We start from the raw sequence: 14,937 nt of genomic DNA on the forward strand, positions 1-14,937 counted from the left end.
GCAACATCACGAATATGCACGCCTGTCGGGAGAGCCATGGGTCTTGAGGAAAAACTGCCGAGCGGATTTCTGCTGAGCACCGTCGAGACGCTGGCGGGGTATGTGCGCAAAGGTTCGTTGTGGCCCGCCACCTTTGGGCTGGCGTGTTGTGCCATCGAGATGATGTCGACGGCAGGCCCGCGATTCGACATCGCGCGCTTTGGCATGGAACGTTTTTCGGCGACACCGCGACAGGCCGACCTGATGATCGTGGCGGGCCGGGTGAGCCAGAAGATGGCTCCGGTGTTGCGCCAGATCTACGACCAGATGGCCGAGCCGAAATGGGTGCTGGCCATGGGGGTCTGTGCGTCTTCGGGCGGCATGTTCAACAACTACGCCATCGTCCAGGGGGTCGATCACGTTGTCCCCGTGGATATCTATCTTCCCGGTTGCCCGCCGCGACCGGAAATGCTGCTGCATGCGATCTTGAAGCTGCACGAGAAGATCGCGCACATGCCGCTCGGGGCGAACCGCGAGGAAGTCATCCGCGAGACAGAAGCGGCCGCACTTGCCGCGACGCCCACCATCGAGATGAAGGGGCTGCTGCGGTGAGCGACAGCGAGCAGAAGCCGAGTGAGGTCATCGGGGTGCGGCGCGGGCTGTTCGGGGTACGTGGCAGTGGCGATACCTCCGGCTACGGCGGACTGGTCCAGTCAATCTCCTTGCCGGCGAGCTCGAACCGTCCCTACGGCGGGTACTTCGACCAGGTCGTCGACCGGCTGGAATCGGTTCTCGCCGAGCAAGAGCATGTCACGTACGAGGATGCCATCGAGAGTGTGGTCGTCTACCGTGATCAACTGACGATTCATGTCAAGGCTGCGCATCTGGTGCAGGTCGCCCAGTCCCTGCGCGACGACCCGCAGTTGCGCTTCGAGCTCAGCCTGGGCGTCAGTGGCGTGCACTATCCCGATGACACTGCGCGGGAACTGCATGCCGTCTATCCGCTCATGTCGATCACCTGGAACCGCCGGATCATGCTCGAAGTAGCTGTGCCGGAAAGTAATCCGCATATCCCGTCGCTGAATGCCGTCTATCCGACCACGGACTGGCATGAACGAGAGACCTACGACTTCTTCGGCATCGTCTTCGACGATCACCCCGCGCTGACCCGAATAGAGATGCCCGACGACTGGGAGGGACATCCGCAACGGAAGGACTACCCGCTCGGCGGTGTGCCGGTCGAGTATCACGGGGCGACCATCGCGCCGCCCGATCAGCGGAGGTCTTACAACTGATGACAGCGCAGCCCGAGCTCCATCTCATGGCGGGTGGCCAGGATTGGGACGAGATCGTCACCGCCGCAGCGCAAGCCACCGACGAGCGGATCGTTGTGAACATGGGTCCTCAGCACCCATCCACGCATGGCGTGTTGCGGCTGATCCTGGAGATCGAGGGGGAGACCGTCACCGATGTGCGCTGCGGTATCGGATACCTGCACACCGGTATCGAGAAGAATCTGGAATACCGAACCTGGACGCAGGGCGTCACCTTCGTCACCCGAATGGACTATCTGTCCCCGTTCTTCAACGAGACCGCCTACTGTCTGGGCGTCGAAAGACTGCTCGACATCACCGACGAAATCCCGGATCGTGCCAACGTGATTCGGGTGTTGTTGATGGAGCTCAATCGCATCTCCTCGCATCTGGTGGCGCTGGCGACCGGAGGCATGGAGCTGGGCGCGATGACCGCGATGTTCCTCGGTTTCCGCGAACGCGAAATGATCCTGAAGGTCTTCGAGGCGATCACCGGACTGCGCATGAACCACGCGTACGTGCGGCCCGGCGGGCTCGCGCAGGATCTGCCCGAAGGCGCCGAGCAGGAAGTCCGGGACCTGCTCAAAATCCTCCCCGGCAGGTTGCGCGATATGGAAAACCTGTTGAACGAGAACTACATCTGGAAGGCGCGCACCCAGGGCGTCGGATACCTGGATCTGACCGGGTGTATGGCGTTGGGCATCACCGGTCCGGTGCTGCGTGCGACCGGTCTGGCACACGACCTACGGCGCGCACAACCGTACTGTGGATACGACTCCTACGATTTTGATGTCGTCACTCACGAGGACTGCGACTCGTACGGCCGCTATCTCATCCGAGTCAAGGAGATGCACGAGTCCATCAAGATCGCTCAGCAGTGCCTGGACCGGCTGCGGCCGGGACCGGTCATGGTGGACGACAAGAAGATTGCCTGGCCCGCCGACCTCGCCTCGGGGCCAGACGGTTTGGGTAACTCGCCCAAGCACATCGCCAAGATCATGGGTACCTCGATGGAGGGACTGATCCATCACTTCAAACTGGTCACCGAGGGGATCAGGGTTCCCGCCGGGCAGGTGTACGTCGCCGTCGAGTCGCCGCGCGGCGAGCTGGGAGTGCACATGGTCAGCGACGGCGGAACCCGCCCCTACCGCGTGCATTTCCGGGATCCCTCTTTCACGAATCTGCAGTCCGTTTCGGCGATGTGTGAGGGCGGGATGGTGGCCGATCTGATCGCCGCGGTGGCGAGCATCGATCCGGTAATGGGAGGGGTGGACAGGTGACGGAGATATTCGTCGAGCTCGGTCATCGTCCGCCCGAGGACGAGGGTCGCTTCGCGGGGCGAAAAAGCTATCCGGCGGAGGTGGTTTCACGGTTGTCCATCGACGCCAAGGATATCCTCGACCGCTACCCGAGCCGTCGGTCGGCGTTGCTACCGCTGCTGCATCTGGTCCAGTCCGAGGACGGGTACGTGACCATGGCGGGAATCGAATTCTGCGCCGGGCAGGTGGGATTGACGTCCGCCGAGGTGACCGCGGTGGCGAGCTTCTACTCGATGTACCGCCGCGAACCCACCGGCGACTATTTGGTCGGTGTCTGCACCAACACGCTGTGTGCGGTGCTCGGCGGTGACGCGATCCTGGCTCGATTGGCCGACGAACTCGGTGTGCGGCCCGGTGGCACGACCGAGGACGGCAAGGTGACGCTCGAACACGTCGAGTGCAATGCCGCGTGTGACTATGCGCCCGTCCTGATGGTCAATTGGGAGTTCTTTGACAATCAAACCCCGGATGGGGCGGTAGATCTGGTGGAAGGGCTGCGCGGCGGCCGCGTTCCCCAGCCCCGGCGAGGCGCGCCGCCCTGCACGTTCAAAGAGACCGCCCGGATCTTGGCCGGGTTCGCCGATGAGCGGCCCGAGGCCGTGGCGGCGGCGCGGCCGGGTGACCCGACGCTCGCGGGGTTGCGACTGGCGCGGGATGTGCAACGGAACGATCAGCAGGAGACAGGGGGGACTGCGCTGTGACATCCACGATCCTCACCCCGGTCCTGTCCGAACATTGGGACGAGGCCGACGCCTGGACACTCGACGGGTATCTGCGTCATGACGGCTATCAGGGACTGCGCACCGCACTGAGCATGGAGCCGGATGCGGTCATCGCGTTGGTCAAGGAGGCGGGGCTGCGCGGGCGCGGAGGCGCCGGATTTCCGACAGGCACCAAATGGTCCTTCATCCCGCAAGGCGGTGAAGCTGGTGCCAAGCCGCATTACCTGGTGGTGAACGCCGACGAGTCCGAACCCGGCACCTGTAAAGACATTCCGCTGATGCTGGCGACGCCGCACACCCTGATCGAGGGCATCGTCATCGCGGCCTATGCGATCCGCGCCTCGCACGCCTTCATCTATGTGCGCGGCGAGGTAATTTCGGTGATCAGGCGGTTGCAGGCGGCGGTGGCCGAGGCCTACGAGGCCGGATACCTGGGCCGCAACATCCTTGATAGCGGCTTCGATTTGGAGTTGGTGGTGCACGCCGGCGCGGGCGCCTACATCTGCGGGGAAGAGACCGCGCTGTTGGACTCGCTGGAAGGACGGCGCGGGCAGCCGCGATTGCGGCCTCCGTTCCCGGCCGTTGCCGGTCTGTATGCCAGCCCGACCGTGGTCAACAACGTCGAGTCCATCGCCAGTGTCCCGGTAATCCTGCGGCGCGGAGCGGAGTGGTTCCGCACGATGGGCTCGGAGAAGTCACCGGGATTCACGCTGTATTCCTTATCCGGGCATGTGCGTACTCCGGGCCAATACGAGGCCCCGCTGGGTGTGACGTTGCGACAGCTCCTGGAGTTGGCCGGGGGTGTGCGCGACGGGCACGGGCTCAAGTTCTGGACGCCCGGTGGCTCGTCGACGCCGCTGTTCACCACCGAACAGTTGGACGTCCCGCTTGACTACGAGGGGGTGAGCGCCGCCGGATCAATGTTGGGCACCAAGGCATTACAGATATTCGATGACACCACCTGCGTGGTGCGCGCGGTACTGCGCTGGACCGAGTTCTATGCGCACGAGTCCTGTGGCAAGTGCACGCCATGCCGTGAGGGCACCTACTGGCTGGTGCGCATCCTGCAACGACTCGAGGCCGGCGAGGGCGCCGCCGAGGATCTGGACAAACTCCTCGATATCTCGGACATCGTGTTGGGCAAATCCTTCTGCGCTCTCGGTGACGGTGCGGCGAGCCCGATCATGTCCTCGCTCAAGTATTTCCGCGGAGAGTATGAAGCGCACCTGGAGCATGGGTGTCCGTTTGATTCGGTGGCCAGCACCGTCTTCGGAGAGGGGAACCGATGACAGCCACGGAACCAGGGACCGCGACGGAGATGGTCACCGTCAACATCGACGGCAGCAGTGTTTCGGTTCCCAAGGGCACGTTGGTGATCCGCGCCGCTGAGCTCATCGGTGTGCAGATTCCCCGATTCTGCGACCACCCGCTGCTGGAACCCGTGGGAGCGTGCCGTCAATGCCTCGTCGAGGTGGAGGGGCAGCGCAAGCCGCTCGCGTCGTGCACCACCACGGTCACCGACGAGATGGTGGTGCACACCCAGGTCACCTCCGAGGCGGCGCAGAAGGCGCAGAGCGGTGTGATGGAACTGCTGTTGATCAACCATCCACTCGACTGTCCCGTCTGTGACAAGGGCGGGGAGTGTCCGCTGCAGAACCAGGCGATGTCCACTGGGCGTACCGAAACCAGATTCACCGAGGCCAAACGCACCTTCCCCAAGCCGATTCCGCTGTCCACCGAGGTGTTACTGGACCGAGAGCGTTGTGTCCTGTGTGCTCGCTGCACCAGGTTCTCTCAGCAGATCGCCGGTGATCCATTCATCGAGCTGCTGGAACGTGGTGCGCTACAACAGGTTGGCATCGCCAGTGATGAACCCTTCGAGTCCTATTTCTCCGGCAACACCGTGCAGATCTGTCCGGTGGGGGCGCTCACCGGTGCCGCGTACAGGTTCCGCGCCCGCCCCTTCGATCTGGTGTCCACACCCAGTGTGTGCGAGCACTGCGCCAGTGGATGCGCACAGCGCACCGACCATCGGCGGGGAAAGATACTCAGGCGCCTGGCGGGCGACGATCCCGAGGTGAACGAGGAATGGAACTGCGACAAGGGACGCTGGGCGTTCACCTATGTCACGGCCGCTGACCGCATTACCAACCCGATGATTCGCGACGAGTCCGGAAACCTGGTGGCGGTGTCGTGGCCGCAGGCGTTGGAAACCGCGGCAAAGGGTTTGGCGGCTGCGGGCGCCAACGCCGGGGTACTCACCGGCGGACGGTTGACGGTCGAAGACGCCTACGCCTATGTCAAGTTCGCACGTATGGTGCTGGGCACCAACAACATCGACTTCCGCGCCCGCGCGCATAGCGCTGAAGAAGCGGCGTTCCTCGGCTCGGCGGTCGCCGGGCACGGGATGACACAGACGTATGCGGCGCTGGAGTCCGCGCCGGTGGTCCTGCTGGCGGGATTCGAGCCGGAGGAGGAATCTCCCATCGTCTTCCTGCGGCTGCGCAAGGCAATGCGCCGGCGGGGACTCAAAGTGCTCACCGTCGCACCCTTCGCGAGCCGGGGATCGGCGAAGCTTTCCGCCGACGTTATTGCCACCGTTCCCGGTACCGAGCCGGAAACCCTCGCGGGCCTGGCCGATTCAGAGCTGCTGCGCGAACCGGGCGCCGTGATCATGGTGGGAGAGCGGCTGGCGTCGATACCCGGGGGGCTCTCGGCGGCAGCCGAATTGGCCACCACTACCGGCGCCACCCTGGTATGGATTCCGCGCCGGGCGGGTGAGCGTGGGGCGTTGGAGGCCGGGGCGCTGCCGCGGCTGTTGCCGGGCGCGCACCCCGTGGCCGATAGCGCGGCGCGCCGCGTCATCGCCGAAAAGTGGGGTGTCATCGCGTTGCCCGATGTGCCCGGACTCGATGCGGCCGGCATGCTGGACCCCGGCAGGGGGCTCGACGCGTTTCTCGTCGGCGGCGTCGAGCTGGCTGATCTGCCGTACCCGGCCGCCGCCGTCGGTGCGCTCAAGACGGCATTTGTGGTGAGCCTGGAGATGCGCCACGGCGCCGTCACGGAACTCGCCGATGTCGTCCTCCCGGTAGCGGCGGTTGCGGAGAAGTCCGGCAGTTTCCTGAATTGGGAAGGCCGGCTGAGGACTTTCCCCACCACTCTCGACGTCAGCGACGCCCTGGACGATCTCAGAGTTCTTACCGCGCTCTCTGAGCGGATGGATCGCCCGATCGGCCTGAACCATGAAAACCAGGCGCTTGCCGAGCTCGCGGACATCGGTCCGTGGGAGGGCGCCCGGGACTCGCTGCGGCCGGTCCACGCGACCGCCAGGCCCCAGCCAGAGGCGGGTGAGGCGGTGCTGGCCTCGTGGCGGATGCTGCTCGATACGGGCCGTCTTCAGGATGGCGAGCAGTACCTCGCCGGTACCGCGCATCCGGCGCAGGTCCGGCTCTCGGAGGCGACTGCCAATGAAATCGGGGCTACCGAAGGCGAATTGGTGACCGTGCGCAGTATGTCGGAGTCGATCCCGGGGTCGATCACGTTGCCGTTGCTGATAACCGAAATGCCGGACAGGGTGGTGTGGGTGCCCATGCGCTCGGCAGGTTCGGAGGTTCATCAGCAGCTCGGTCCGGCACTCGGGCACGTGGTGCGGATCGAGGTCGCGCCGTGACGGGCAAAACAGACTTGTCGCAGTTCGGGATCGACCCGCTGTGGCTCGTTGTCGTGAAATGCGTTGCGGTATTTGCCTTCCTGGTTCTCACGGTGCTTGTCGCCATCCTGGTCGAGCGCAGGGTATTGGCCTGGATGCAGCGCCGCATAGGCCCCAACCGGGTGGGCCCGTTCGGCCTGCTGCAGAGCCTTGCCGACGGTGTGAAACTGGCACTCAAGGAGGGCTTGACTCCGGCCGGGGTCGACAAGCCCATCTACCTCCTGGCGCCCATCATCTCGGTGGTCCCGGCGATCGTCGCCTACGCGGTCATCCCCTTCGGGCCTGTCGTCTCGGTTTTCGGCCATCGCACGCCCCTGCAACTGACCGACCTGCCGGTGGCGATCCTGTTCGTACTGGCGGTCACCTCGATCGGTGTGTACGGGATCGTGTTGGGGGGTTGGGCATCCGGATCTACCTACCCGCTGCTGGGTGGATTGCGGTCCTCCGCGCAGGTGATCTCATACGAGATCGCGATGGGCCTGACATTCGCGGCGGTGTTCCTACTGGCCGGAACCATGTCGACGTCCGGGATCGTGGCGGCGCAGGCTGGACGCTGGTATGTCTTCCTGCTCTTGCCATCATTTCTCGTCTACGTCACGGCGATGGTCGGCGAGACGAACAGGGCGCCGTTCGACCTGCCGGAGGCCGAGGGCGAGCTGGTGGGTGGCTTCCATACCGAGTACTCCTCGCTGCGCTTTGCCATGTTCATGCTCGCCGAATACATCAACATGGCAACGGTTTCCGGGTTGGCGGCCACCATGTTCCTGGGCGGCTGGCATGCGCCCTGGCCGCTGAGTGTGATCGACGGCGCGAACACGGCCTGGTGGCCGGTGCTGTGGTTCGTGGCGAAGATCTGGGGATTCATGTTCCTGTTCATGTGGCTGCGGGCCACATTGCCGCGACTGCGCTACGACCAGTTCATGCGGTTGGGCTGGGAGGTACTGATTCCGGTCGCGCTGGTGTGGATCGTCGTTGTGGGTGCGGTGAAGGCCATGGCGCTGTACGGATACGGAAACCCATCGATCATCCTCGGGATCACCGGGGTGGTGGTTTCGGTCGGCAGCATCGCCTTGGTGGGCGTTCTCTCCCGACGCACACAGCCGGCAAAACCCTCGCTGCCCAAACGCTTCGATCCGATGGCCGGAGGATTCCCGGTGCCGCCGCTGCCCGGACAGCGTCTGGACACCAACCCGCGCTCCACAAAGGAGGACGCACATGCCTGATCTGCTGCGACGCTCGGTCGACGCCCTGGCGGGGTTCTGGGTGACCTTCTCGTCCATGTTCAAAAAGCGGCTCACCGAGCAGTACCCCGAGAACAAGCAGCCCACCGCAGCCCGCTATCACGGGCGCCATCAGCTCAACCGCTACGCCGATGGGCTGGAGAAATGCATTGGCTGTGAGCTGTGTGCCTGGGCTTGTCCGGCCGACGCGATATTCGTCGAGGGCGCTGACAATTCCGAGGAGGAACGATTCTCTCCGGGCGAGCGGTATGGCCGGGTGTATCAGATCAACTATCTGCGGTGCATCGGTTGTGGGCTGTGCATCGAGGCGTGCCCCACACGGGCGCTCACCATGACGAACGACTACGAGATGGCCGATGACAACCGGGCCGACCTCATCTACGGCAAGGACAAGCTGCTGGCACCGCTACAGCCAGGAATGGCGTTACCGCCGCACGCGATGTACCCGGGCACCACCGATACCGACTACTACCTGGGCAACCTGCCGAAGGCAGGGGAGGACATCAGGTGAGTCTCGATCTCGCGGCCGGCCAGCTGACAGTGCTTGTGGCTGAGGGGCTCTCTCGTACCCCCACATGGGAGGGGGTGACGTTTTGGGTGCTCGGCGCCATCGCGGTGCTGGGTGCGCTTGGGGTGATCGCCGCGCCGAAAGCGGTGTATTCGGCGATCTTCCTTGCCATGACGATGGTCATTCTTGCGGTGTTCTTCGTTGCCCAGGGGGCGCTGTTTCTGGGTGTCGCTCAGGTGGTGGTGTACACCGGCGCCGTCATGATGCTGTTCCTGTTCGTCCTGATGTTCGTGGGAGTGGACTCCTCGGACTCTCTGGTGGAGACCCTGCCGGGGCAGCGGGTCGGTGCCATCGCGGCGGGACTGGGATTCGGAATCCTTGCCCTCGCGGGCATCGGAAATGCTTCCACCACAGCCTTTGTGGGGCTCGACCAAGCCAACAGCCGCGGAAACGTGGAAGGTCTGGCGGAGCGTATCTTCATCGATTACCTGTGGGCGTTCGAACTGACCGGTGCGCTGTTGATCACCGCCACGATCGGGGCGATGGTGCTGGCGCACCGCGAGAAACTGGGGCAGAGCGGCGGCCAGCGCGAACTGGTCATTCGACGGTTCCAGCACGGAGACCGTGCCACGCCGTTGCCGAACCCCGGTGTGTATGCCCGGCATAACGCGGTCGACGTGCCCGCGCTACTTCCCGACGGGTCGTTCTCGGAGCTGTCTGTCAGCGGTGTATTGACGCCGCGGGATATGGGGGCGCGATGAACCCCGGGAACTATCTCTATTTGGCCGCGCTCATCTTCACGATCGGGGCCGCCGGCGTGATGTTGCGCCGCAACGCAATCGTGGTCTTCATGAGTGTGGAGCTCATGCTCAATGCCGCCAACCTGGCATTTGTCACCTTCGCCCGCATGCACGGAAACCTGGACGGCCAGGTCATCGCATTCTTCACCATGGTGGTCGCGGCCACGGAAGTGGTTGTGGGACTGGGGATCATCATGACCATCTTCCGTACCCGTAGGTCGGCTTCGGTCGACGACGCCGATTTGTTGAAGTTCTAGGAGGGGAGTACCCGTGACGTGGCTCATGCCGGCGCTGCCCCTCGTGGGTGCGGCCGTCCTCTTACTCATCGGCCGCCGGGGCGACGCCTGGGGGCACCTACTGGGCTGTGCGATGGCCCTCGGATCCTTCCTGGTGGCCGGCGTCGCCTTCCTCGGCATGCTCGGCCGAACCGGCGACGAGCGCGTGGTGCACGAAACACTTTTCAGCTGGGTTCCGGTCGGGACGCTGCACGTCGATTTCGGGTTGACCCTCGATCAGCTGTCCGTGTGCTTCGCACTGTTGATCACCGGGGTCGGTTCACTGATCCATATCTACTCGATCGGCTACATGGCGCACGACGCGGACCGTCGACGGTTTTTCGGCTACTTGAATCTGTTTCTGGCGGCGATGCTGCTGTTGGTGCTGGCCGATAACTTCCTTGGGTTGTATGTGGGCTGGGAGGGCGTCGGCCTGGCGTCCTACCTGTTGATCGGCTTCTGGTACCAGAAGCCGTCGGCCGCCGCCGCGGCCAAGAAGGCCTTCATCGTCAACCGGGTCGGTGACATGGGGCTGGCGCTGGCCATGATGCTCATGTTCGCGACATTCGGCTCTGTCGGCTTCATACAGGTGCTGGGCTCGGCGAGCGCGGCCGGCGAGAGTCGCAATACCGCAATCGGATTGGCACTGCTGCTGGCAGCATGCGGAAAGTCGGCCCAAGTGCCGCTGCAGTCCTGGCTCGGCGATGCGATGGAAGGCCCCACTCCGGTCTCCGCGCTCATCCACGCGGCCACCATGGTGACCGCGGGTGTCTACCTGATCACCAGATCGGGGCCGATCTTCGAACATGCTCCGTACGCCCAGATCGCGGTGGTGCTCGTCGGTGCCGTCACGCTGCTCTTCGGGGCAATCATCGGTTGCGCCAAGGATGACATCAAGAAGGCGCTCGCCGCGAGCACGATGTCTCAGATCGGGTACATGGTGCTGGCGGCGGGGCTCGGGCCCGCGGGCTATGCGGTGGCGATCATGCATCTGCTCACGCACGGATTCTTCAAGGCCGGGCTATTCCTCGGAGCCGGTTCGGTCATGCATGGCATGAATGAGGAAACCGATATGCGGCGCTATGGCGGGCTGCGCACCGTCATGCCGATCACCTTTGTCACCTTTGGGCTGGGATACCTTGCCATCATTGGTGTTCCACCATTCGCGGGCTTCTACTCGAAGGACAAGATCATCGAGGTGGCGTTCGGCCACGGCGGTGCGGGCGGATTCCTGCTGGGATCGGCGGCACTGTTGGGGGCAGGGATCACCGCGTTCTACATGACCCGGGTCATGCTGTTGACCTTCTTCGGGGCGAGACGTTGGCACGAGAACGCGCATCCACATGAGTCGCCGTCGGTGATGACCTGGCCGATGATGGTGCTTGCGGTCGGGTCGGTGGGGGCCGGATTTGCACTCAGCTTCGGTGGCGCCCTGCAGAATTGGCTGGAGCCGGTCGTCGGCGCCCATCATGGCGAGATGCCTGTCCCGGCTTGGGTCATCAGTGTCGTCACCGTCGCGGTGGTGCTCTGCGGTGTCGGTATCGCCTACCGGATGTACCGCGGCGAGGTCGACGAGGCTGCGCCGCAGGGTTCCGTGCTCACCGTCGCCGCGCGCCGGGATCTTTACGGTGACGCGTTCAACGAGGTGGTGTTCATGCGTCCCGGTCAGCGGCTTACCCGTGGCCTGGTGCTGGCCGACGACCGGGCGGTCGACGGCCTGGTCAATGGTGTGGCCTCCACGCTCGGCGCTGTATCGGGGTGGGTGCGGCATATGCAGACGGGTCACGTCCGCTCCTACGCGTTGTCCATGTGTGCCGGTGCGGCACTGGTGGTCGCGGTGTTGATGGCAGTGAGGTGGTGAGTGTCGTGGGTGCCGTGACAGCGCTGTGGCTCATTCCATTGGTGGGCGCCGCCGTCGTATTGGTGATGCCGACCCAACGGCGGGTGTTGGCGAAGTATGTCGCACTGGGCGCCTCACTACTCGTGCTGATCGCCGCGATCGGGCTGGCGGTTGCGTTCGATCCCACGGGCCCGCAGTACCAGTTCGTCGAATCGGCTTCCTGGATACCGGCATTCGGAATGAAGTATGCGGTGGGTCTCGACGGGATCGGCCTCGCGCTGGTGCTGCTGACCGCGGGGCTTCTTCCCGTGCTGCTGGTGGCCGGATGGGATGACGGAGCAGGAGCCCCGGGGTACGGGAATCGCCCCCTGGCGCAACGCTATGTGGCGTTGATCCTGATCGTGGAATCCATGGTGCTGCTGTCCTTCTCTGCGCTGGATGTGCTGCTGTTCTACATATTCTTCGAGGCCATGCTCATCCCGATGTACTTCTTGATAGGAGGATTCGGGAGTACACATTCCGATGCGAAACAGCGGTCGCGTGCGGCGGTGAAGTTCTTGATGTACAACCTGTTCGGTGGTCTGATCATGCTGGCGGCCGTGATCGGGCTGTATGTCGTGACCGCGCGGGGCCAGGCCGGCACGTTCGATCTGCGGGATATCACCGAAATGGTCGCGACCGGCACGTTGGGTATCGATCCGGGTGTGGCGAAGGCGCTTTTCCTGGGGTTCATGTTCGCGTTCGCCGTGAAGGCTCCGCTGTGGCCGCTTCACACCTGGCTGCCCGATGCGGCTGTGCACGCGACACCCGCCAGCGCGGTGCTCATGATGGCGATCGTCGACAAGGTGGGCACGTTCGCGATGCTCCGGTATTGCATCCAGCTGTTCCCCGATGCCAGTAGATATTTCACGCCGCTGATCATCACGCTGGCGGTCATCGGCATCATCTACGGTGCCGTCGTGGCGATCGGTCAGACCGACGTGATGCGTTTGATCGCCTATACATCGATATCGCATTTCGGGTTCATCATCCTGGGTATCTTCGCCATGACCAGCCAGGGTCAGTCCGGTTCGACGCTGTACATGGTCAACCACGGCATCTCCACCGCGGCGCTGATGCTGGTGGCAGGATTTCTGGTTTCCCGCAAGGGATCTCGACTCATCGCTGAGTACGGCGGGGTGCAGAAGGTGGCGCCGGTCCTTGCCGGATCGTTCTTGGTGGCGGGTCTGGCCACCTTGTCGTTGCCGGGCCTGGCGCCGTTCATCAGCGAATTCCTGGTATTGGTGGGTACTTTCACGCGCTACCCGGTAGCCGCGGCGTGCGCGGTCATCGCATTGGTGCTGGCGGCGATCTACGTGTTGTGGATGTACCAGCGGATGATGACCGGGCCGTTGGCGCCGGGTAATGAGACCATCGGCGATCTGAAGCGCCGTGAGCTTGTGGTGGTAGCGCCGTTGGTCGCGCTCCTGCTGGTATTGGGCATCTATCCCAAACCGCTGCTGGACATTGTGAATCCGGCCGTCGAGCAGACGCTGCGGACCGTCAACGAAAAGGATCCGCCGCCCGTCGTGGCCGATATTGCCCTCCGACACGGTGAAGGCGAGCAACGATGACCGATATCGGGATTCTCCCGGCCCCGCCGGTTGCGTACGGCGCGCTGTCGCCGATGCTGATCATGTTCGGGGTCGCGGTGGTATCGGTGCTCGTGGAGGCATTCGTTTCGCGGCGGTACCGGCTCACCACTCAACTGATGCTGACGACAGGCGGAATCCTGGGTGCCCTGGTGGCCGTGGTGGCCCTGGGCGGTTCGCATCAGGTCGTCATGAACGGTGCGGTGGCGATCGACGGCCCCACACTCTTTCTGCAGGGACTCATCCTGGTGGCGTCCGGACTGGCGCTGACGGTCATGGCACAGCGCAGGACGATCGCGGTTGTCCCGAGCACGGTTTCCGCCGGGGCCAGCAGCGGACTGGATGCCTTCGCCGCGCAGGCATCGAGCGTTCCCGGCAGCGAGTCGGAGCGGGTGCTCAACCGCACCGGTATCACGCAAACGGAGATCTTCCCGCTGACGTTGTTCGCGATCGCCGGCATGATGCTCTTTCCCGCCTGCAATGACCTGCTGACGATGTTCGTCGCGCTGGAGGTGTTTTCGCTTCCGCTCTATGTGATGTGCGCACTGGCGCGGCGCCGCCGGCTGCTGTCCCAGGAATCGGCGCTCAAATACTTTCTGCTGGGCGCATTTTCCTCGGCCTTCTTCCTGTTCGGGTCGGCCTTCATATACGGATACGCCGGAACGGTCGAACTCGGCGCCGTCGCGCGAGCCATCAACGCCGATGCGGGGGAGCGGTCCTTCCTGCTGCTTGGTGTGGCCATGCTGTCGGTGGGGCTGCTGTTCAAGGTGGGGGCGGTACCGTTCCATTTCTGGGTGCCCGACGTGTACCAGGGAGCGCCGACGCCGGTGACCGCATTCATGGCGGCCACCACCAAGATCGCGGCCTTCGGCGCGCTGCTGCGGGTTCTGTACGTCGCGTTGCCGGGAATCACTGCCGATTGGCGGCCGGTGCTGTGGGCGGTCGCGATTGCCACCATGCTGATCGGATCGATCGGTGCGGTCACGCAGACCGACGTCAAGCGCATGCTGGCCTATTCGGCAGTGGCACATACCGGATTCCTGCTCACCGGGGTGGCCGCAGCCAATGAGCGGGGCGTGTCATCGACGTTGTTCTATTTGGCCGCATACGGTTTCAGTACCGTGGGGGCGTTCACCATCGCCGGTCTGGTGCGCTCGGGTAACGCAGATGACGGCGCTGACGGCGACTTCAAGGATGACGACGAGGTCACCGAGCTGAGTCGATGGGCCGGAATCGGTCGCCGTTCACCGGTGCTGGGCATCGTGTTCGCGTTGTTCCTGCTGGCATTCGCGGGGATTCCGCTGACGAGCGGATTCGTCAGCAAGTTCGCGGTGTTCGAGGCCGCCGCATCCGGAGGTGCCGTGCCGCTGGTGGTGGTGGGTGTGATGTGCAGTGCCATCGCGGCGTATTTCTATGTGCGCGTCATCGTGGTGATGTTCTTCGCCGATCCGGTCGAGGACTCGGGGATACTTCGCTTCCCCGGCCCCGCGGTGACCATATCGATCGGAGTCAGCGCGCTCGTCACCGTTTTGCTCGGTGTGGTGCCCCAGCCGCTGCTTGATCTCGTGGGGAATCTCGCCGACTTCGCCAAGTGAGTCCG

The 14,937-nt window shown here is 64.0% G+C and carries 13 protein-coding genes; all 13 read left to right on the plus strand.

All coding sequences use genetic code 11. The annotated features are described in order from the left end of the window. Positions 1-36 precede the first annotated feature (36 nt). Genes BKG76_RS07335 through nuoN form a run of 13 tightly spaced genes read left to right on the plus strand, consistent with a single transcriptional unit; the run spans position 37 to position 14,932 of the window. Complete coding sequence (locus BKG76_RS07335; protein ID WP_005061196.1) at positions 37-591, plus strand: NuoB/complex I 20 kDa subunit family protein; 555 nt, start codon at positions 37-39, stop codon at positions 589-591. Beyond that, complete coding sequence (locus BKG76_RS07340; RefSeq protein WP_083337962.1) at positions 588-1,274, plus strand: NADH-quinone oxidoreductase subunit C; 687 nt, start codon at positions 588-590, stop codon at positions 1,272-1,274. Before BKG76_RS07335 ends, BKG76_RS07340 begins: the two co-directional genes overlap by 4 nt. Beyond that, positions 1,274-2,572 (plus strand): NADH dehydrogenase (quinone) subunit D, encoded by a 1,299-nt coding sequence (nuoD, locus tag BKG76_RS07345; RefSeq protein ID WP_070937057.1) that lies wholly within the window; start codon positions 1,274-1,276, stop codon positions 2,570-2,572. The genes BKG76_RS07340 and nuoD overlap by 1 nt, the downstream gene beginning before the upstream one ends. Then, entirely contained in the window at positions 2,569-3,312 is a 744-nt protein-coding gene (gene nuoE, locus BKG76_RS07350; RefSeq protein WP_070937058.1) for an NADH-quinone oxidoreductase subunit NuoE, read from the plus strand. The genes nuoD and nuoE overlap by 4 nt, the downstream gene beginning before the upstream one ends. After that, positions 3,309-4,622, plus strand: a complete 1,314-nt coding sequence (gene nuoF, locus BKG76_RS07355) for an NADH-quinone oxidoreductase subunit NuoF (RefSeq protein WP_070937059.1) — start codon at positions 3,309-3,311, stop codon at positions 4,620-4,622. The genes nuoE and nuoF overlap by 4 nt, the downstream gene beginning before the upstream one ends. After that, positions 4,619-7,003, plus strand: a complete 2,385-nt coding sequence (locus BKG76_RS07360; RefSeq protein WP_070937060.1) for an NADH-quinone oxidoreductase subunit G — start codon at positions 4,619-4,621, stop codon at positions 7,001-7,003. Before nuoF ends, BKG76_RS07360 begins: the two co-directional genes overlap by 4 nt. After that, complete coding sequence (gene nuoH, locus BKG76_RS07365; protein WP_070937061.1) at positions 7,000-8,265, plus strand: NADH-quinone oxidoreductase subunit NuoH; 1,266 nt, start codon at positions 7,000-7,002, stop codon at positions 8,263-8,265. The genes BKG76_RS07360 and nuoH overlap by 4 nt, the downstream gene beginning before the upstream one ends. Continuing rightward, positions 8,258-8,794 carry an NADH-quinone oxidoreductase subunit NuoI gene (gene nuoI / locus BKG76_RS07370; RefSeq protein WP_109420639.1) on the plus strand — a complete coding sequence of 179 codons (537 nt, stop codon included), beginning with the start codon at positions 8,258-8,260 and terminating at the stop codon, positions 8,792-8,794. Before nuoH ends, nuoI begins: the two co-directional genes overlap by 8 nt. Positions 8,795-8,823: 29 nt before the next feature. Continuing rightward, positions 8,824-9,552: an NADH-quinone oxidoreductase subunit J gene (locus tag BKG76_RS07375; protein ID WP_070937146.1), complete on the plus strand. Its 729-nt coding sequence runs from the start codon at positions 8,824-8,826 to the stop codon at positions 9,550-9,552. Next, positions 9,549-9,848, plus strand: coding sequence for an NADH-quinone oxidoreductase subunit NuoK (gene nuoK / locus BKG76_RS07380; protein WP_070937062.1), 300 nt, complete (start codon positions 9,549-9,551; stop codon positions 9,846-9,848). The genes BKG76_RS07375 and nuoK overlap by 4 nt, the downstream gene beginning before the upstream one ends. A 13-nt stretch (positions 9,849-9,861) precedes the next feature. Beyond that, a complete protein-coding gene (gene nuoL, locus BKG76_RS07385; protein ID WP_109420641.1) occupies positions 9,862-11,727 on the plus strand; it encodes an NADH-quinone oxidoreductase subunit L in 1,866 nt (621 codons plus the stop codon). Then, on the plus strand, positions 11,721-13,319 hold the full coding sequence (locus BKG76_RS07390) for an NADH-quinone oxidoreductase subunit M (RefSeq protein WP_207543754.1): 1,599 nt from the start codon (positions 11,721-11,723) through the stop codon (positions 13,317-13,319). Before nuoL ends, BKG76_RS07390 begins: the two co-directional genes overlap by 7 nt. After that, on the plus strand, positions 13,316-14,932 hold the full coding sequence (gene nuoN, locus BKG76_RS07395; protein WP_070937064.1) for an NADH-quinone oxidoreductase subunit NuoN: 1,617 nt from the start codon (positions 13,316-13,318) through the stop codon (positions 14,930-14,932). The genes BKG76_RS07390 and nuoN overlap by 4 nt, the downstream gene beginning before the upstream one ends. The last annotated feature ends 5 nt before the right edge of the window (positions 14,933-14,937 follow it).

The organism is Mycobacteroides franklinii (assembly GCF_001853795.1).
Lineage (GTDB): Bacteria > Actinomycetota > Actinomycetes > Mycobacteriales > Mycobacteriaceae > Mycobacterium > Mycobacterium franklinii.